Origin of the sequence: Xanthomonas sp. 10-10 (genome assembly GCF_040182365.1) — a bacterium.
GTDB lineage: Bacteria > Pseudomonadota > Gammaproteobacteria > Xanthomonadales > Xanthomonadaceae > Xanthomonas > Xanthomonas arboricola_F.
In genome coordinates this window covers 678,169-695,327 of sequence record NZ_CP144460.1, presented here as the reverse complement: position 1 = coordinate 695,327, position 17,159 = coordinate 678,169, and the positions used below count along the sequence as shown (strand labels likewise).

General features: G+C 65.6%; 18 protein-coding genes. 12 read left to right on the top strand and 6 right to left on the bottom strand.

Translation table 11 applies throughout. The features are described 5' to 3' along the window. Nucleotides 1–230 precede the first annotated feature (230 nt). The 3 genes from yegS to rpe form a co-directional block, all read right to left on the bottom strand. Entirely contained in the window at nt 231–1,160 is a 930-nt protein-coding gene (gene yegS, locus VZ068_RS02955; protein WP_349656857.1) for a lipid kinase YegS, read from the bottom strand. Between the two features lie 361 nt (nt 1,161–1,521). Further along, nucleotides 1,522–2,013 (bottom strand): GNAT family N-acetyltransferase, encoded by a 492-nt coding sequence (locus VZ068_RS02950; protein ID WP_349656856.1) that lies wholly within the window; start codon nt 2,011–2,013, stop codon nt 1,522–1,524. Then, entirely contained in the window at nt 2,010–2,711 is a 702-nt protein-coding gene (gene rpe, locus VZ068_RS02945; protein WP_259167407.1) for a ribulose-phosphate 3-epimerase, read from the bottom strand. Before rpe ends, VZ068_RS02950 begins: the two co-directional genes overlap by 4 nt. Before the next feature lie 284 nt (nt 2,712–2,995). Between rpe and VZ068_RS02940 the strand changes: the two genes are divergently transcribed. After that, entirely contained in the window at nt 2,996–3,835 is an 840-nt protein-coding gene (locus VZ068_RS02940) for an outer membrane beta-barrel protein (RefSeq protein WP_349656855.1), read from the top strand. Between the two features lie 119 nt (nt 3,836–3,954). On the opposite strand, the gene VZ068_RS02935 is transcribed toward VZ068_RS02940, so the two are convergent. Continuing rightward, nucleotides 3,955–4,284 (bottom strand): J domain-containing protein, encoded by a 330-nt coding sequence (locus VZ068_RS02935; protein ID WP_046963407.1) that lies wholly within the window; start codon nt 4,282–4,284, stop codon nt 3,955–3,957. A gap of 207 nt (nt 4,285–4,491) precedes the next feature. Between VZ068_RS02935 and VZ068_RS02930 the strand changes: the two genes are divergently transcribed. Together VZ068_RS02930 and VZ068_RS02925 are read left to right on the top strand one after the other, a co-directional pair. Further along, on the top strand, nt 4,492–5,418 hold the full coding sequence (locus VZ068_RS02930; RefSeq protein WP_259155811.1) for a phosphoribosylaminoimidazolesuccinocarboxamide synthase: 927 nt from the start codon (nt 4,492–4,494) through the stop codon (nt 5,416–5,418). A gap of 118 nt (nt 5,419–5,536) precedes the next feature. Next, on the top strand, nt 5,537–6,199 hold the full coding sequence (locus tag VZ068_RS02925; protein ID WP_349656854.1) for a hypothetical protein: 663 nt from the start codon (nt 5,537–5,539) through the stop codon (nt 6,197–6,199). On the opposite strand, the gene VZ068_RS02920 is transcribed toward VZ068_RS02925, so the two are convergent. After that, nucleotides 6,200–6,364, bottom strand: coding sequence for a hypothetical protein (locus tag VZ068_RS02920; protein ID WP_349656853.1), 165 nt, complete (start codon nt 6,362–6,364; stop codon nt 6,200–6,202). An 11-nt stretch (nt 6,365–6,375) separates the two neighbouring features. Between VZ068_RS02920 and VZ068_RS02915 the strand changes: the two genes are divergently transcribed. From VZ068_RS02915 to VZ068_RS02905, 3 genes are all read left to right on the top strand, one after another. Next, nucleotides 6,376–6,996, top strand: a complete 621-nt coding sequence (locus VZ068_RS02915; RefSeq protein WP_349656852.1) for a hypothetical protein — start codon at nt 6,376–6,378, stop codon at nt 6,994–6,996. Between the two features lie 556 nt (nt 6,997–7,552). Then, nucleotides 7,553–9,148, top strand: a complete 1,596-nt coding sequence (locus VZ068_RS02910; RefSeq protein WP_349656851.1) for a M4 family metallopeptidase — start codon at nt 7,553–7,555, stop codon at nt 9,146–9,148. 110 nt (nt 9,149–9,258) lie between these two features. After that, on the top strand, nt 9,259–9,744 hold the full coding sequence (locus tag VZ068_RS02905; RefSeq protein WP_259155815.1) for an Mpo1-like protein: 486 nt from the start codon (nt 9,259–9,261) through the stop codon (nt 9,742–9,744). Between the two features lie 114 nt (nt 9,745–9,858). Here the strand turns inward: VZ068_RS02905 and VZ068_RS02900 are convergent, their stop codons facing one another. Then, nucleotides 9,859–10,761, bottom strand: a complete 903-nt coding sequence (locus VZ068_RS02900) for an NAD-dependent epimerase/dehydratase family protein (RefSeq protein WP_259167402.1) — start codon at nt 10,759–10,761, stop codon at nt 9,859–9,861. Between the two features lie 167 nt (nt 10,762–10,928). On the opposite strand from VZ068_RS02900, the gene VZ068_RS02895 reads away from it, so the two are divergent. From VZ068_RS02895 to VZ068_RS02870, 6 genes are read left to right on the top strand one after another with little or no spacing between them, the layout of a single operon-like run. Then, nucleotides 10,929–13,757 carry a monovalent cation/H+ antiporter subunit A gene (locus tag VZ068_RS02895; RefSeq protein WP_349656850.1) on the top strand — a complete coding sequence of 943 codons (2,829 nt, stop codon included), beginning with the start codon at nt 10,929–10,931 and terminating at the stop codon, nt 13,755–13,757. Next, nucleotides 13,757–14,131 (top strand): Na+/H+ antiporter subunit C, encoded by a 375-nt coding sequence (locus VZ068_RS02890; RefSeq protein WP_259167399.1) that lies wholly within the window; start codon nt 13,757–13,759, stop codon nt 14,129–14,131. The genes VZ068_RS02895 and VZ068_RS02890 overlap by 1 nt, the downstream gene beginning before the upstream one ends. Continuing rightward, nucleotides 14,128–15,672, top strand: a complete 1,545-nt coding sequence (locus tag VZ068_RS02885; protein WP_349656849.1) for a monovalent cation/H+ antiporter subunit D — start codon at nt 14,128–14,130, stop codon at nt 15,670–15,672. Before VZ068_RS02890 ends, VZ068_RS02885 begins: the two co-directional genes overlap by 4 nt. Further along, entirely contained in the window at nt 15,669–16,175 is a 507-nt protein-coding gene (locus VZ068_RS02880) for a Na+/H+ antiporter subunit E (RefSeq protein WP_259155820.1), read from the top strand. Before VZ068_RS02885 ends, VZ068_RS02880 begins: the two co-directional genes overlap by 4 nt. Further along, a complete protein-coding gene (locus tag VZ068_RS02875) occupies nt 16,172–16,456 on the top strand; it encodes a K+/H+ antiporter subunit F (RefSeq protein WP_029218577.1) in 285 nt (94 codons plus the stop codon). Before VZ068_RS02880 ends, VZ068_RS02875 begins: the two co-directional genes overlap by 4 nt. Beyond that, nucleotides 16,453–16,875 carry a Na+/H+ antiporter subunit G gene (locus tag VZ068_RS02870; RefSeq protein WP_259155822.1) on the top strand — a complete coding sequence of 141 codons (423 nt, stop codon included), beginning with the start codon at nt 16,453–16,455 and terminating at the stop codon, nt 16,873–16,875. The genes VZ068_RS02875 and VZ068_RS02870 overlap by 4 nt, the downstream gene beginning before the upstream one ends. The last annotated feature ends 284 nt before the right edge of the window (nt 16,876–17,159 follow it).

Genomic DNA, 17,159 nt, shown 5'->3' with positions numbered 1-17,159 from the left:
GCAGCGCTCCGGGCAGCGCGCGCCGTTGGTCATGCGTTTGTGCGCCGCAGGTCAGGCGTTGTTGGTCGCCGGTGCAGGGCAAGGTGCGCCTAGTGTCGGCATGGGTGTTGGCGCAGGAACCCTCACCCCAACCGCTCTCCCGCAGCGAGAGGGGCTTAAAGCAGTGCGCACCGCATGGTCAGGTTCTATCAATCCCCACTCCTGGCTCACCAATCACGGCACCCAGGCGCTCACTCGCTGAGCAACGGGCAGTCCACCGGCAAATGCATCCGCAGCCGTGCCGGCACGCAATCGATATGGAAATGCAGCGAGGTTTCCGGTTCGCCATCCAGGTTCAGCGTGAGCGGTTGCTGCGAGAGGATTTCCAGCCAGGGCAGCCGCGCGCGCACGGCGACGCGTTCCAACGCCGCCTGCTTTCCGCCGGTGACCAGGGTGCCAAGCGTGGCGGCCACCTCGCCGTTGAGCGCTGGCACGATGGTGACGTCGAGCAGTCCATCGTCGATCAAGGCCGCCGGGCACAACGCCTGACCGCCGCCGGCCTGGCGCCCGTTGCCCAGGCCCAAGGCGATGAACTCGCCTTCCCAGCTGAAATCCGGACCTGAAAAACGGGCACTGATCGGGTCGATCCGGCCCAGCCGCGACATGCCGGTAATCAGGTAGGCCAGGCCGCCAAGCATTTTTTTCAGGCCTTCGTCGGTTTCCACCGTGACCTGGGTCCCGAAGCCGCCGCTGGCGACATTGGCGCACCAGTGGGGGCCATGTGCGGTGTCGATGCGCAGCAGGTCGATCGCGTGCGCGGGGCGCTCGGCAATCAGGTTCAGCGCATGGAGCGGTTCGATCGGCACGTTGGCGGCCGTGGCGAAATCATTGGCGGTGCCCAACGGGACCAGGCCCAGCGATGGCAGGCTGTCGGCATCGCCGTGGTGGTGCGCGAGCGCGGCGGCCACCTCGCTCAAGGTGCCGTCGCCGCCGGCGGCCACCACCGTCTGCACGCCATCGGCAACCGCTTCGGCAACGTAACGTTCGGCGTCACCCTCTTCCCAGGTGACGCGCACTTCGAGCTGCACGCCGCGGTTGCGCAACTCCCCCACCGCCTCACGCAGGTCCAGATTATCGGTGGACTTGCCGTTGAGGATCAGACGCCAGTGGGACGGGGCCATGCGCGCTGCCGATGCTGTGAGGGTGGTGGCCGCAGGCTAGCAGCGCGCCAATGGGTGGATCGTGAATACGTAATGCCATCGGGCTGTCATGGGCATGTCATCGACGACCCGGAGAGTAGAAGGCCATAGCAGGGACGACGGGCGGAGGCAGGATCAGCCTCCAATTTTCTTGAAGGCCGCTCCGGGTGGAGCGGCCTTCCTTTTGTGCGCGCTGCGGGGCGCGCAGCGACCAACAACGACTGCGCTCAGCGTCAGGCGGACTGGCGGTGCTCGTAACTGCATGGACCACGGGCAGATTCCAGCGCTGAGTGCGCCGCCCGTGTCCAGCTTTCGACTGCTCGCCCGGGTCTGCCGGCCGCTGTCAACCGCCCGCGGCAAATGCGGCCAGGCGCTCGCCATCGAGCCGGTACACCGTCCAACCATCCATCGGGCGGGCGCCGACCGCCTGATAAAAGTCGATGGCCGGCTGATTCCAGTCCAGCACCGACCATTCGAAGCGTCCGCAGCCACGCTGCACCGCCAACCGGGCCAGATACCGCAGCAGCATCAGGCCGGCGCCCTTGCCGCGCGCTTGCGGGCGTACGAACAGGTCTTCCAGGTACAGGCCGTTGCGGCCCAGCCAGGTCGAGTAGTTGAAGAAATACACCGCAAAGCCCAATGCCTGGCCGTCTTGCTCGCAGATCAGCGCATGCGCGGTGGCGCGCTCGCCGAACAGGCTGGCGTGCAGGTCGCCGGGAGTGGCCTTGACCGCGTCGGGCTCGCGTTCGTAGATGGCCAACGCGGTGATCAGCTCATGCAACAGCGGCACATCGTCGGGTGTGGCGGGACGGATCTGCGGCGCCGGCTGGCTCATCGCACCGCATCCACCGCCGCGCGCATCTGCGCGATCACCTGCGCATAGTCGGGCGCATTGAAGATCGCCGAGCCAGCCACGAAGGTGTCGGCGCCGGCGGCAGCAATTGCACCGATATTGTCGGCCTTGACCCCGCCATCGATCTCCAGCCGGATCGGCTTGCCCAGCGCATCGATCTTGCTGCGGATGGCGCGTAACTTATCCAGTGCCGACGGGATGAACGCCTGCCCGCCGAAGCCAGGGTTGACCGACATCACCAGCACCAGATCCAGCTCCGGCAGCACCCAATCGAGAATATCCACCGGGGTGGCCGGATTGAGCACCAGCCCGGCCTGGCAGCCGTGCGACTTGATCAGCTGGATCGTGCGATGTACATGGCGGCTGGCTTCGGGATGGAAGCTGATGGTCGTGGCGCCAGCCTCGGCGAAATCCGGCACGATGCGATCCACCGGCTCGACCATCAGGTGCACGTCGATCGGCGCGGTGATGCCGTGCTTGCGCAGGGCCTGGCACACCATGGGGCCGATGGTCAGATTGGGCACGTAATGGTTGTCCATCACGTCGAAGTGCACCCAGTCGGCGCCGGCCTTGAGGACGTTGTTCACCTCTTCGCCAAGACGGGCGAAATCGGCGGACAGGATGGACGGGGCGATTGCCGTCGGTTGCATGGGCAGCTCGGGAAAATGCAGGAGCCCCATTGTCGCAACCAGGGACCGGCGAGAAAAGCCGAGCCCGGCAGGAGGTTTGACCCAACCATCGCATGGATGGCAGGGGACCGGCCTTGCCTGGCATCCAGGCGAGCATCGGTAGCGGCGCAGGGAGCGCCTCCCCCCAGTCCGCATCGTCCGGACAGCGTCCTGGCGTCCGCCCGGCGGCGCCGCACGGACGAGCGCGTCGCAAAACGCAGGCGCCGGTGCATCCGTAGCGGACGCGAGCGCGTACGTACCAGACCGGCGCGCCGCGCCAGATGCAAGGAGACCGCATGAAAACCACCCCGCTCGCTTCCGCCGCTCTCGTCCTGCTGGCCCTGGCCCCTTCGGCCTGGGCACAAACCGGCCCGGCCGACTGGTCCGGCTTTTCCCTAGGCGCCAATGTGGGCGGTGCCGATCCTGCCGGGGTGTCCGGCGGCCGTTTCGGCTTCGACACCAACCTGGATGGCCGCGACGGCGACCAGGTCAGCACCGCCACCGGTGCCGATGCGTTCTCGCCCGGCTTTTGCGGCGGCGCGGCGGCCGGGCGCACGCCGGCCAGCGGCTGCAGCAAGGACAAGGGCGGCGCCGAATACGGGGCGCGGCTGGGCTACGACTGGCAGGCCGGCAACTGGGTCTATGGCGTCGTGGCCGAGTACACCCGCAACGACATCCGCGACAGCGTCAGCGCCTTCAGCACCACGCCTGCGCTGTACACCTTCACCCGCCAGCTCAACCGCACCGCTGCGTTGCGCGGCCGGATCGGCTATGCCTTCGGCCAGCAGGGCGATTACCTGGCGTACTTCACCGCCGGCGTGGCGCGCGGCGAGTTCGACCACAGCTTTGCCAGCAGCAACACCGCCAACAGCTTCACCGGCAGCGGCGGCGACAGCGCCGACGGCTATCAGGCCGGCGTCGGCCTGCAGCGTCGTTTGAGCGACCATGTCTCGGTGGGCGTGGAATACCTGTTCACCCGCCTGCAGGACGAAGACACCCGCGTGCGCGTGGGGCCGGGCACCGCGCCGGCCACCAACCCCTTCCTGCGCGTCAATCCGGACGGCACCGACCTGCGCCGCACCGACACCGACTTTTCGACCAATGCGGTACGGCTGACGGCGACGTATCGTTTCTGATGCCTGCCTGATGGCAGCGCCACCCGGGCTGGGTCTGGGTGGCGCTGTTTTTTTGGGGATGCGCGGCGACCTGGCGTGCTGCCAACTTTAGAACGCGCTAGAACAGTCACTTCATCCAGTCAGCGCTTGCGTAGCCGCTGGATCCGGTCGTAGGCGGCGTTGATCTGGCTGGCTTTTTTTTCGGCTTGGCGACGGGCTTCCGGGTCGGCGTTGGCCACCTTGTCCGGGTGGTAGCGCGACATCAGCCGGCGATAGGCCAGATCGATCTCGGCCGTGGTGGCGTCCGGCTCCAGTCCAAGGGCTTCGTAGGGGTTTTCCGCGCGCCGCTTGAACCAGCCGGCATCCACCGCGTGCCCGATGGCCAGGCCGATCATCAGCCCCACGAAGGGCGCGCCGCGGAACAGCAGGGCGCCGGCCAATGCGCCGAGCAGTTTTCCGTACCAGGACATGAGCAATCGGGGGCGGCAAGGCGGGCTGGCGATCTTACCCGAACGCCCGCCCGGCCTGGCTGACGGGCCGTCGACACCGGGTGTGCGGCGGCGGCCAATAAATCCAGCGGGGCGCGCCGAAGCGCCGTACACTACGCGGCCCGCTGCACACCCGCGGGCCCGCCGGGTCCCGGGGACAGCGTCATAGCGACGTCCTTAGGAGTGCCTGTGTCGACCACGCTGTTGCAATCCGATCTGCCCGGCCTGCCGTTGCGTCATCGTGGCAAGGTCCGCGATGTCTTCGATATTCCCCGCGAGCGCCTGCCCGCCGATGCGCCGCCCGGCGACTACCTGCTGATGGTGGCCACCGACCGCCTGTCCGCGTTCGATGTGGTGTTGCCGGACCCGATCCCCGGCAAGGGCGAGATGCTGTGCCAGGTCTCCAATTTCTGGTTCCACAAGACCGACCACCTGATGCCCAACCACCTGGTCAACATCGCGGTGGAGCAGGTGCTGCCCGACGGTGTGGACCCGACGCTCTATGCCAAACGTGCAGTGGTCACGCGCAAGCTCAAGCCGGTGCCGGTGGAGGCGATCGCGCGCGGCTATCTGATCGGCAGCGGCTGGAAGGACTATCAGCGCACCGGCAAGGTCAGCGGCATCGAATTGCCCGACGGCCTGCGCCAGGCCGAGAAACTGCCCGAGCCGATCTTTACCCCATCGACCAAGGCCGCTGTCGGCGACCATGACGAAAACATCGACTTCGACGCGATGGTCAAGACCGTGGGCGCCGAACTGGCCGAGCGCGTGCGCGATGCCACCTTGCGCATTTACCGCTTCGCCGCGGATTTTGCCGCCGAACGCGGCATTCTGCTGGCCGACACCAAGTTCGAATTCGGCACCGACGCCGATGGCCGCCTGTACATCATGGACGAGATGCTGACCCCGGACTCGTCGCGCTACTGGCCGGCCGATCAATATGAAGTGGGCACCAGCCCGCCAAGCTACGACAAGCAGTTCGTGCGCGATTATCTGGAGACGCTGGACTGGGGCAAGACCGCACCGGGCCCGAGCCTGCCGGCAGAAGTGATCGAACGCACGCGCGCGAAATACGCCGAGGCACTGCAGCGATTGGCGGGTATTTCGGTCGATTGAGTTTTGGAGCCCCGCTCTCGGGGCTTTAGCACTGCACTGAAGCAGCAATGGTGGGCAGCGCTCTTTATTGAGCGCTGAAGGACGCACCTGACGCGGTCTGTTGGCCAAGGAAGTCGCAATGGCACTCTCACATTTTTCATTCCGCAAATTGCCGGCGTTACTCAACACACTGCTGCCCGGGCTGCTTGCAGTAGGCGCGTGCAGCGCCGGCGAATCAGCAACCCCTGCCGCGCCGCCAGTCACATCGACGGCATCGGCACCGGCGTCTGCTGGCGCTTCCGTCGCTGACCGGCTCGCGACGTTGCTACAGGCAAGCGGCGTGCAGTGTGCCGATGCAAACATGGCAAAAGGCTGCACGGCCGGAAATGTCGATGCCGGCGATTTCTACGACGTAGAGCTCTCGCCTGCATGTGGCGATGCGGGCTTGTTTGCCGGCGTGGCGCAGGCAAGCGGGGTGGAGGCACTTGATGCGGTGCCGACCACTGGCAGTCGTGCGGTCGCCAGAGCGAGGCTGGCGCAGGGCCAGCTCGTCTGCATTCAAGCGATCGGCCGCGCCGGACAGAATCCTCTGTATTACTACGTCATTGCGATTCCTGCAGACAGTGTTGCCGGATGCAAGAACAACCCGGCATGCGGAACATATGGCGACAGGCCGATCCAACGCTCGAAGAGCGTCCCCGGCGGGAGTTGCCATGCCGCCGCCCCAGGCCAGTATGTCGGCGACTGCGCACAGGGATGGGTGGGTGCGGATGCACTCGATGTATTTTCAAACGGGATATAGTCAGCCGCGCCATGCCGGATACATCTCCGGCCAAACCACGATCAAATCGTGATGATCTTTGTGCAGGCTCGATCGAGATAACCTGGCTTCGCTGACAGCAATCAACGGCTGCGGACTCACGCGAGCACCGGGGCCATCGTCAGGCTGCTTGGTCTGCGAGGTCATTGGCCTGCTGCATGCCGGCCAGTTTGCGCAACCCACGACACCGCAAGCTTTCACACATTGGCAAGCAGCGCGCGTATAGCATCCCGCCCGCGCTCCAGCTGCCCCGCTACGATCAGGAGGATCCCTTGGCCCTTTTCCGAACGTCCCTGCACGCTCTCGCACTGAGCCTGGCGCTGGCTGCCTGCAAGCCGCAAGCAGAGCCTGGCGGCGTTGCGACGCCTGCTGCGAATGCAGCACCTGCAGTTTCGGCATCCGCCACCGTTCCGGCCACGCCTGCGCAGACGACAACCTGCCCCAGCGCCGACTTCTCTGCGTTTCTGAAAAGCTTCAGTGCAGACATTGCGGTACAGGAAAAGGCCACGGCCGATCCGCTGACGATAATCGAACTCGACCCGGACGCACAGCCCGAGCCGACGCCGGTCACCCGCACGGTTGCGCTGGCCAATGTCCAATGGCCTGTCATCCCGAACCTGGAAGCAGCTCGCAACGGCGGCCGCGAGGTCACGATTTCCGAGGAGGCCGATGGCCGACAGGTACTGGTCCGCACGCCCGACACCGGCGATCAGCAGGTCTACCACTTCGCCCGGCGCCCGTGCTGGATGCTGGTCGAGGTGGACGACCAGTCTCTGTAATCAGCGCGCTAGCGACGACACTGGTAATGGCATGCCCGCCAACGTTTGAGCAGAGAACCGTGCGTCCTTTCCGATTGATCTGCCCTGTTATGCGTGACCTGCCCGAATCCGAATCCGAATCCGAGACCGAACAACACAACACAACACACTGGAATTGACCGCCAAGGATTTCGGTACGTTAGCGTTCCCGGAATTCGGGGCGCAGACGCAGGCGAGTAGACGACGGCGTCGACAAGCTGCCGCAGGAACTCAATCGTCTTGATGTGCGCGATGCACAGGGCAATCGGCTTGGCGAGGATGGTCGCTTGGGCGACAGAGAGATTGCGCGCACGCACGCCGGACGATGCGCTGCGTGCACTGGGATGGGCAGATCTCTGCGATGCGCTGCGCAGCGCAAAGTGGCCAGGCGCACAGAACGCGATACATCCGTAACTTTTACTACTGTCCAGTTCGGGACTGTGCAAGCGTAGCTGCCGGCACCCGAGGTGCCATCGGCGACCGGCTGTCGGGGGGGGCCGCCGGTCTTTGCATCGCACGTTTTCTGGAGAGAGTCGTCATGCATTTTCATCGCCTGGGCGCGGCCATCTGCTGCGCGCTATCGTTTTCTGCTGTCGCTACTGCGGCTGATCTATCTACCACTGCAGCGGTATCGCGCGCGCAGTCGCTGCTGGGGAACAACGCCGCAGCGCTGGCCAATCGTGCGCCAGCCGATGCCTTCATCGCGCGCGACAGCATCGTCGATGCCGATGGCACCGAGCATGTGCGCTTCGATCGTACCTATCAGGGATTGCCGGTCATCGGCGGCGATGTGGTGGTGCATTCGCGGCGCGGCGTGATGCGCCAGTTGAGTCAGACCATGGAGACCAGCGTCCGTCCCAGCCTGCTGCCGGGCATCGATGCCGCCACCGCCTTGCGCGTGGCAGGTGGGCAGTTCGACGTACCGCAAGCCGCCGCACCACGCGCAAGCCTTGCGCTGTACGCGCGCCAAGGCACGCCGCGACTGGCATATGAGGTGATCTATAGCGGCATCAAACCCGATCAGACGCCCACCGAAATGCATTACATCGTCGATGCAGTGGATCAACGCATCCTCGAATCCTGGGACACGGTGCATACCGCGTGCGCAGGCGGCACCAGCGCGGCCGGCACCGGGCGCTCGCTGTATGCCGGTAGCGTGGCGTTGGCCACGACGCGTTGCAGCAGCGGTTACGAATTGACCGATCTGAGCCGCGGCAGCGGTGCCACGTACAACATGCGCAACAGCACCTCCGGCAACGGCACCTTGGTCACCGATGCCGATAATGCATGGGGTAGCGGCGCCAACAGCGATACGGTGACCGCAGCGGTGGATGCGCATTACGGCGTGGCGTTGACCTGGGACTACTACCGCACCGCGCATGCACGCAGCGGTATCGCCAACGATGGCGCCGGTGCGCGCAGCCGCGTGCATTACGGCAGTCGTTACAACAACGCCTTCTGGCAGGACAGCTGCTTCTGCATGACCTTCGGCGATGGCGACGGCAGCACCTTCACGCCACTGGTGTCGGTGGATGTGGCCGGCCACGAGATGACCCATGGCGTGACCAGCCGCACTGCGCGATTGGTGTACTCGGGCGAATCGGGAGGCTTGAACGAAGCCACGTCTGACATCATGGGCGCGATGGTGGAGTACTCCGCCAACAACAGTGCGCAGCCGGGTAACTATCTGATCGGCGAAAAGATCATCCCCGGCAACAGCAGCGGCACGCTGGCATTGCGCTACATGTTCAAGCCGAGCCTGGATGGCGATTCGCCCGATTGCTACAGCAGCAGCCTGGGCTCGCTCAACGTGCATTACAGCTCCGGCGTGGCCAACCATTTCTACTATCTGCTGGCCGAAGGCGCGGTGGTGCCGAGCGGCTTCGGTGCCGGCACCAGCTGGAACGTAACCCCGGCCGGGCTGGTCTGCAACGGCAATACCGCGTTGACGGCGATCGGCCGGACCGCGGCCAGCCGCATCTGGTATCGCGCGCTCACCGTCTACATGACCTCCTCCAGCAACTACGCCGCCGCACGCAGGGCCACGTTGAGCGCGGCCACCGATCTGTATGGCGGCACCTCCACCCAGTACCGCGCGGTGGCAGCCGCCTGGAGCGCGGTATCGGTCAACTGATGCTGTCCGGGCCTCGCCATGCCAGTGTTGCGTGGCGGGGCCCGGTTACCGGTGCAGCGCCACCGCAGCCGTTCGCACGCGTATGCTTGGGGTCATTCCTGGGAGGGAACATGACCGAACGCACCACGACCGCGCGACCGATCGAGCGCTATTTCGCCAGCTATTCCGACGATCACCGCAACGACACCAATCAGCTGATCCATGTGGTCGCGGTGCCGGCCATCCTGTGGTCGGTGGTGGGCCTGCTCTGGTGCATTCCGGTGGGCGGCACCTGGTTCAGCAGCGGGGTGTGGGCAGCGCTGTCGATGTTTGCGGCGTGGTCGTATTACAACCGGCTGTCGCGCCCGCTCGGGCTGGGCATGCTGGGCATCTTCTTTTTCTTCGGCTGCCTGTGCCGGTTGATCGAAGGCCGCATCGGGCTGACCGGATTGTTCGCCACCGCACTGTCGGTGTTCGTGCTGGCATGGATTGCGCAATTTGTGGGCCACAAGATCGAAGGCCGCAAGCCGAGCTTTCTGACCGATCTGACCTATCTGCTGATCGGGCCGATCTGGGTGCTGGCCAAGGTGTATCGCCAGTTGGGGTGGCGCTACTGAGTCCGGCGGCGACGTGCCTGGCATGTCTCGCAGGAATGTAGGCGTGGTCTGATGTAGTCACACGCCACGCCACGCTGCGGCTGCGCACATCGAGCGCGCCACGCCCGCACCGAATTACTCGCCGATACCGAGCTCTTCCGGCAGCGGGCGAAATGCGCGCGGGGCATAGCCGAAATCGCGACGTGCCGGCTCCAGGTCGAATACCAGGTCGTCGCGCATGCGTTGCAGCGCCGCCGCGTTCATGCCACGCAGGCGGCCCAGGCGTTGCGCGGCAGTGAGCGCAAGCCCGAACAGGCTGGGCGGCACCTGATAGAGCCGCGCCGGCCGTGGCAGCGCCTGCAGCACCCGTTCCACCATCTGCGTGTAGGCCAGCACTTCGCCGCCGCCCACCGCGTAGCTGCGTTGCTGGGTCGCCGGTTGGCCGATCACCGCCAGCGCCGCGCTGGCCAGATCGTCCACATGCACCGGCTGACGCAGACCGGTGGCATTGGCCGGCAGCATGAAGGCGCCGGTGCGCTGGGCCAGGCCGGCAATCTGGGTGAGCGTCTTGTCGCGTCCGGCACCGTAGACCAGGGTCGGGCGCAGCACGGTGGCGGTGGCGCCGCGCGCCATGGCCGCAGAAAACAGCGCCTGTTCGGCATGCGCCAGCCGTCGCGCCACGTCGCGTTCGGCCGCATCGATCGAATGCTCCTTGACCTCCACGCTGGTGGAACCGAACGCCACGATGCGCGATGCGACCACCGGATTTTCGGCATACCAGCGGGCGAAGTGATCCAGCGGCCCGCAGCTGAAGATCACCTCGAAGGCATCGCCTGCGGCGGCCGGCACAGCCAGATCGCCTTGCCGCCAGATCAACCCGGAACGCGCCGCACGCGGCTGCCGCGACCATGCCGTCACCTGCCACCCGCGGCTCAGCAGCCGGGTCAACAGACGCTCGCCAATCTGCCCGCTGCCGCCAAAAACCAGGGCGCGCGGCGCAGACACAGCGGTGGACGGAGCGGGATGGGTGGCGGTCACGGGGCAACGACATGGTCCTGAATGACAGCAGCATACCCAGTCCCCGACGTCGATGCGCGCGCCGTTTGGCCGGCAATTGCGCCTGTGCGCGGCGCCGGCGTTGACACTGACGTCAGTCAACGGTTTGTTAAGCTCTCTGGCCTGCTCGCGAATCCTGTGTTCCCTGCATGCCTTTTCCGCTGGAAATTATGCTGGCGCTGCCGTTCCTGATGGCCGCCGCCGTCGCGCTGTTCTCGCGCACGCCACGTTCGATCACTGCGTGGTTGGCTGCGGCTGCGCCACTGGCCGGCCTGCTGGTGCTTGCCACGCTGACGCCGGCAGTGCTGCGTGGCGAGGTGATTGGCAGCGAGCATGCGTGGTTGCCGCAGATCGGTTTGATGTTCTCGCTGCGGCTCGATGGGCTGGCCTGGATGTTCGCGCTGCTGGTGCTGGGCATCGGCGCATTGGTGGTGATGTATGCGCATTACTACCTGAGCGCACGCGATAGCGCTTCGCGCTTTTTTGCCTATCTGTTGCTGTTCATGGGCGCGATGCTCGGCATGGTGCTGTCGGGCAATCTGCTGTTGCTGATGGTGTTCTGGGAGCTCACCAGCATCAGCTCGTTCCTGCTGATCGGGTTCTGGTCGCACCGCAAGGATGCACGCGAAGGCGCACGCATGGCATTCGTGCTGACTGCTGGCGGTGGTCTGGCGCTGCTGGGCGGGGTGCTGATGCTCGGCCGCATCGTCGGCAGTTTTCAGCTGGATGCCGTGCTGGCCGCCGGCGATGTGATCCGCGCCAGCCCGCTGTATCCGTATGCACTGGGATTGGTGCTGTTGGGCATCTTTACCAAGAGCGCGCAGTTTCCGTTTCACTTCTGGTTGCCGCAGGCGATGGCCGCGCCCACGCCGGTGTCGGCGTACCTGCACTCGGCCACGATGGTGAAGGCCGGGGTGTTTTTGCTGGCGCGCCTGCACCCCGCACTGGCCGGCACCGACCTGTTTTTTTACACCGTCACCAGCATCGGCGCGATCACGCTGTTGCTGGGCGCGTGGCATGCGATCTTCCAGCACGACCTCAAGGGCGTACTGGCGTACTCCACCATCTCGCATCTTGGCCTGATCACGATGCTGTTCGGCCTGTCGACGCCGATGGCGGTGGTGGCGGGCGTGTTCCACATCCTCAACCACGCCGTGTTCAAGGCGTCATTGTTCATGGCTGCGGGCATCATCGACCACGAGACCGGTACGCGCGACATGCGCAGGCTGGGCAATCTGCGCCGGCTGATGCCGTTTACCAGTGCATTGGCGATCATCGCATCGTTGGCGATGGCGGGCATTCCGCTGCTCAATGGCTTCCTGTCCAAGGAAATGTTCTTTGCGGTGGCGCTGGAGACCCAGGCGCCGGAACTGATGCGCATCCTGGCGAGCATCGCCGCGTTGCTGGCGGGCCTGCTCGGGGTGGCTTACAGCCTGCGGTTTGTACACGACACCTTCTTCGGCGACGGCCCACGCGATCTGGAAACCACACCGCACGAGCCGCCGCGCTGGATGAAGATCCCGGTGGAAGTGCTGGTGCTGATCTGCCTGGCGGTCGGCATCGTGCCGGCATGGACGGTGGCGCCGGTGCTGCGCGCCGGAGCGGGCGCGATTCTTGGCGATCGATTGCCCGACTACAGTCTGGCGCTGTGGCACGGCTTGAACTGGCCGTTGGCAATGAGCGTGGCCGGCATGATCGGCGGCACGCTGCTGTACATGGCGATCCGCCGCCTGCTGGACCTGTATGCGGTGCAGAACCGCTCGCCCGGCAAGGCCATGTTCCACTGGAACCTGCGTGCGCTGTTTAGCGCCACCACGCACATGACCGACGCGATCACCAACGGCAATCTGCAGCGCATGCTGATGTTGCTGGTGCTGAGCGCGGTGGTGGTGGCGCTGGTGCCGTTCCTGCAGGGCGGCGCGCTGCCGGCCTGGCCGGCACCCACGCCGATGCCGCTGCTGGGCTGGACGGTCTGGCTGCTGATGATCGCCTGTGCGCTGGGCAGCCTGTTCCTGTACAGGCAGCGCCTGCTGGCGGTGCTGGTGCTCGGCGGCACCGGGCTGGCGGTCAGCCTGACCTTCGTGTTCCTGTCGGCGCCGGACCTGGCGCTGACGCAGCTGCTGGTGGAGATGGTGACACTGGTGCTGATGCTGCTGGCGATGAACTACCTGCCCGAACGCTCGCTGCCCGAGCGCGCGCGGCTGCGCAAGATCCGCGACGCCTGCCTTGCGATCGCCGGTGGCGCCGGACTGGCCGCGCTGTCGTACACCTTGATGACGCAGTCCAGCCATACCGTTGCCGGCGAACTGCTGCAGCGCGCGTTGCCCGAGGCGTATGGGCGCAACGTGGTCAACGTGATCCTGGTGGATTTCCGCGGTTTCGATACGTTTGGCGAGATCACGGTGTTCGCGATTGCCGGGTTGGTGGTGCATGCGCTGTTGCGACGCTCGCGCATGGCACCGGAACGCAGCATGCCCGGGCCGCCGATCCGGTTGCCGGTGCCGGCGGATCTGGCGCAGATCATGTTCCCGCTGACGCTGACCGTGTCCCTGTTCCTGTTCCTGCGCGGTCACAACGCGCCCGGTGGCGGCTTCATCGCCGGGCTGGTGCTGGCGGTGCCGTTGCTGATGCAGTACGTGATCCAGGGCACCGCGTCGGTGGAATCGCGCTTCGGCTTCGACTACATCCGGCTGATCGGCATCGGCCTGTTGTGCGCGCTGCTCAGCGGTGCCGGCTCGCTGCTGTTCGGGTTGCCGTTCCTGAGCAGCGGGCATGTGGAGATTCCGCTGCCGCTGCTGGGCGATCTGGAACTGGCCAGCGCATTGGGGTTCGATATCGGGGTGTATCTGGTGGTGTTCGGTGCGGCGATGTTGATGCTGTCGATGATGGGCACGATCAAGCCCTCGCGTACGCGCAGTTCGCAGCGCGGCGAGATCGATCCCACCCAACGTTCGACACGCACCGCGGAGCAGCATTGATGGAACTGGCAGTGGCAAGCGCCATCGGCGTCCTTACCGCATTGGCGATCTATCTGTTGCTGCGCGCGCGCAGCTTCGATGTGATCCTGGGGATGACCTTCCTGTCGTACGCGACCAACCTGCTGATCTTCGCCGGCGGACGGCTGCGCAGCGGCCAGCCGCCGGTGTTGCGCGAGGGCGTGCCGGTGGACCTGCTGCACTACACCGACCCGTTGCCGCAAGCGCTGGTGCTGACGGCGATCGTGATTGCCTTTGCGATGACGGCGGTGAGCCTGGTGCTGGCGATCCGCAGCCGCAGCGACAACGGCAGCGATCACGTGGATGCGCATGAAGATGCCGCCACCGGCGCAGATACGCGGCAGGCGCGGCGATGAATCATCTGCTGATCCTGCCGATTCTGATCCCGATGCTGGGCGCGTCCGCATCGCTGTTTGTCGAGCACCGCCGCTACGGGCCGCGCGTGCAGCGCAGTGTGGCGTGGGCGAGCATGGCCTTGCTGGCAGCCGCGGTGATCGCGTTGTTCGCACGTGCCGCGGAGGGCGGCGTGCTGGTGTATCTGCTCGGCGACTGGCCGGCGCGGTTGGGCATCGTACTGATGGGCGACCGGCTGTCGGCATGGATGCTGTTGACCACCCTGGTCCTGGGCTCGGCCTGCCTGCTGCATGCCTGCGCCGGCTGGGATCGGCGCGCGCCGCACTTCCATGCCTTGTTCCAGTTCCAGTTGATGGGCCTGAACGGCGCATTCCTGACCGGCGACATCTTCAACCTGTTCGTGTTCTTCGAGGTGATGCTGATCGCCTCCTACGGGTTGCTGCTCAGTGGCGGACGCGGCCTGCAGATGCGCGTCGGCCTGCATTACGTGGTGTTCAACGTGTGTGCGTCGACGCTGTTTCTGATTGCGCTGGGCCTGCTCTTTGGCGTCTTCGGCACGCTCAACATGGCCGAATTGTCGCAACGTATTGCCGACCTGCCGGCGCAGGACGTGCCGCTGGCCAAGGCATCGTTGGGCTTGTTGCTGCTGGTGTTCTGCAGCAAGGCTGCGTTGCTGCCGCTGTACCTGTGGTTGCCGGAGACTTATTCGCGCGCGCCGGCAGCGGTAGCGGCATTGTTCGCGATCATGACCAAGGTTGGGCTGTACGCAACGTTGCGTGTGTCCTCGCTGTGGTTTGGCGCCAGTGCCGGCGCGCTGCATGGGTTTGGCCGGCATGCGCTGCTGTGGCTGGGCATTGCGACGCTGCTGATGGCCGCCTTCGGGGTGATGGCCGCATCGCGGTTGCGGGTGATGGTGTCGTATCTGGTGGTGTTTTCGGCTGCGACCTTGTTCATCGCCTTCTCGCTCGACGATGCCGGCGCGTTGGGTGCGGGCCTGTACTACCTGCCGCACAGCAGCTTTGTGGCCGCGGCCCTGTTCATGGTGTCGGACCTGATCCGGCGCCGCCGCGGCAGCGCCAGCGATCGCAAGGAAGTGGTCGCACCGCTGCCGCGGCGTGGGATACCCGGCGCAATGTTCATGATCGCTGCGGTCGCGGTCGCCGGCCTACCGCCGCTGTCCGGATTCCTCGCCAAGGCGGCCTTGCTGCAGCATGTGCCCGACGGCCTGGTCGGGCCGGTCTGGGGCGCGATTCTCGGCAGCAGCCTATTGGTGGTGATCGGCTTGACCCGCGCCGGCGTGCGGCTGTTCTGGCGCGTGCCGGAGGCAGTGGAAGACACGCCCGAACTCCAGCCGCAACGCCGTGGCCGCATGCGACCGGTGGAAACCGCCGCAACGGTTCTGCTGCTGAGCGGGCTGGTGGCGATGACGGTCGGTGCCGAACCGCTGATGCGCTACACCGATGCCGCCGCTGCGCAGTTGCGCGACCCCGGTGCATATGTGGATCAGGTGCGCGCCACCACGCCACAACGGAGGCAGCCATGAGCGCGCGCATGCCCTTGCGGCGCCGGTTGCTGCCCTCGCCGTCGTTGACTGTCACCGTGTTCGTGTTCTGGCTGCTGCTCAGCGACAGCTTCGGGCCGCAGCAATGGGTGCTGGGCGCACTGCTGGGCGTGGTTGTGCCGATCTTCGCCGCGCGGCTGGACCGCGAATTCGCCCGCATCGGCTCGCTGCGCTCGGTCCCGCGCATGTTGCTGGTGGCGGCCGGCGACATCGTGCGCTCCAACATCAAGGTCGCCATCCAGGTACTCGGGCCGGAATCGCGCATCCACCCCGGCTTTATCTGGGTGCCGCTGGATATCGCCAATATCCACGGCATTGCGGCGCTGACGAGCATGATCACGCTGACGCCTGGCACGGTGTCAGCGGCGTTGTCGGACGACCGCAAATACCTGTTGGTGCATGTGCTGCATCTGGACGACCCGGACGCGTTGATCGCCGAGATCAAGACCCGCTACGAAAAACCTCTGATGGAGATCTTTCCATGACCGGTCACATGTTCATCGAATCGACCATCGTCATCTGCATGCACGCGGTGGGCCTGGCCATCCTGATGGCATTGTGGCGGCTGCTGCGCGGCCCGACGGTGCCGGACCGCATCCTGGCGCTGGATACGCTCTCGGTCACCGCCATCGCCGAACTGATGCTGCTGGGCATGTATCTGGATTCGCCGATCTATTTCGAGGCGGCGCTGGTGATTGCGATGCTGGGCTTCGGCAGCACCGTGGTGTTGAGCAAATTCGTGCTGCGTCGGGATATCGTCGAATGATCGCGCTCACCGAATACCTGCTGAGCGCGCTGTTGCTGGTCGGCACGTTTTTTATCCTGATCGGCGCATTCGGGCTGGTGAAGCTGTCTGACTTTTTCAAGCGCCTGCATGCGCCGACCAAGGCGAGCACGCTGGGCGTGGGCTGCGTGCTGTTGGGCTCGGTGGGGTATCACCTGTTCCTGGGCGTGGACCCGCAGCCGCGCGAGTTGCTGATCACCGTGTTCCTGTTCATCACCGCGCCGATCAGCGCGCACATGATGGCCAAGGCGGCGCTGTCGCTGATGATGGAAAACCGCCCGGAAGTGCCCAACCACGGCGACATGGAAAAGGAAGGCCTGCCCTCGCCGACGGCCGAAGGCGATGTCGGCGAGAACGCAGAGACCGCCAAGCAACATGAGCGACCTGCAGCGGAGCGCTGATCTCGCGCGGCACCGCTGATGCGAGTGCGTGACGCGGCCTTGTTAGGCGTAACGCAGTTCCCCGGCAATGCTGCTTCAGGCGCAATGGATGCAACGGTGCTTCAGGGGTGCGATACGGCATCTGTACGCATTGCACAAACCCCTGCATCCGAGCGTGCATCGATAGCACTTCAGCAGACCTCGACCGCTGCGTTTGCATCTGCGCCGCCCCGCAGGCGGGCGAACCAGCACGCGCTGCCTATCCATGGGCTGCAGCGCCGCAGCGACGCTACGCTAGCAGCGCT

What these genes read in the sequence shown, in the direction of transcription:
- yegS (WP_349656857.1), bottom strand. Translation starts at nt 1,160, where the DNA reads ATGGCCCCGTCCCACTGGCGTCTGATCCTCAACGGCAAGTCCACCGAT.
- VZ068_RS02950 (WP_349656856.1), bottom strand. Translation starts at nt 2,013, where the DNA reads ATGAGCCAGCCGGCGCCGCAGATCCGTCCCGCCACACCCGACGATGTG.
- rpe (WP_259167407.1), bottom strand. Translation starts at nt 2,711, where the DNA reads ATGGGGCTCCTGCATTTTCCCGAGCTGCCCATGCAACCGACGGCAATC.
- VZ068_RS02940 (WP_349656855.1), top strand. Translation starts at nt 2,996, where the DNA reads ATGAAAACCACCCCGCTCGCTTCCGCCGCTCTCGTCCTGCTGGCCCTG.
- VZ068_RS02935 (WP_046963407.1), bottom strand. Translation starts at nt 4,284, where the DNA reads ATGTCCTGGTACGGAAAACTGCTCGGCGCATTGGCCGGCGCCCTGCTG.
- VZ068_RS02925 (WP_349656854.1), top strand. Translation starts at nt 5,537, where the DNA reads ATGGCACTCTCACATTTTTCATTCCGCAAATTGCCGGCGTTACTCAAC.
- VZ068_RS02920 (WP_349656853.1), bottom strand. Translation starts at nt 6,364, where the DNA reads ATGACCTCGCAGACCAAGCAGCCTGACGATGGCCCCGGTGCTCGCGTG.
- VZ068_RS02915 (WP_349656852.1), top strand. Translation starts at nt 6,376, where the DNA reads ATGCCGGCCAGTTTGCGCAACCCACGACACCGCAAGCTTTCACACATT.
- VZ068_RS02910 (WP_349656851.1), top strand. Translation starts at nt 7,553, where the DNA reads ATGCATTTTCATCGCCTGGGCGCGGCCATCTGCTGCGCGCTATCGTTT.
- VZ068_RS02905 (WP_259155815.1), top strand. Translation starts at nt 9,259, where the DNA reads ATGACCGAACGCACCACGACCGCGCGACCGATCGAGCGCTATTTCGCC.
- VZ068_RS02895 (WP_349656850.1), top strand. Translation starts at nt 10,929, where the DNA reads ATGCCTTTTCCGCTGGAAATTATGCTGGCGCTGCCGTTCCTGATGGCC.
- VZ068_RS02890 (WP_259167399.1), top strand. Translation starts at nt 13,757, where the DNA reads ATGGAACTGGCAGTGGCAAGCGCCATCGGCGTCCTTACCGCATTGGCG.
- VZ068_RS02885 (WP_349656849.1), top strand. Translation starts at nt 14,128, where the DNA reads ATGAATCATCTGCTGATCCTGCCGATTCTGATCCCGATGCTGGGCGCG.
- VZ068_RS02880 (WP_259155820.1), top strand. Translation starts at nt 15,669, where the DNA reads ATGAGCGCGCGCATGCCCTTGCGGCGCCGGTTGCTGCCCTCGCCGTCG.
- VZ068_RS02875 (WP_029218577.1), top strand. Translation starts at nt 16,172, where the DNA reads ATGACCGGTCACATGTTCATCGAATCGACCATCGTCATCTGCATGCAC.
- VZ068_RS02870 (WP_259155822.1), top strand. Translation starts at nt 16,453, where the DNA reads ATGATCGCGCTCACCGAATACCTGCTGAGCGCGCTGTTGCTGGTCGGC.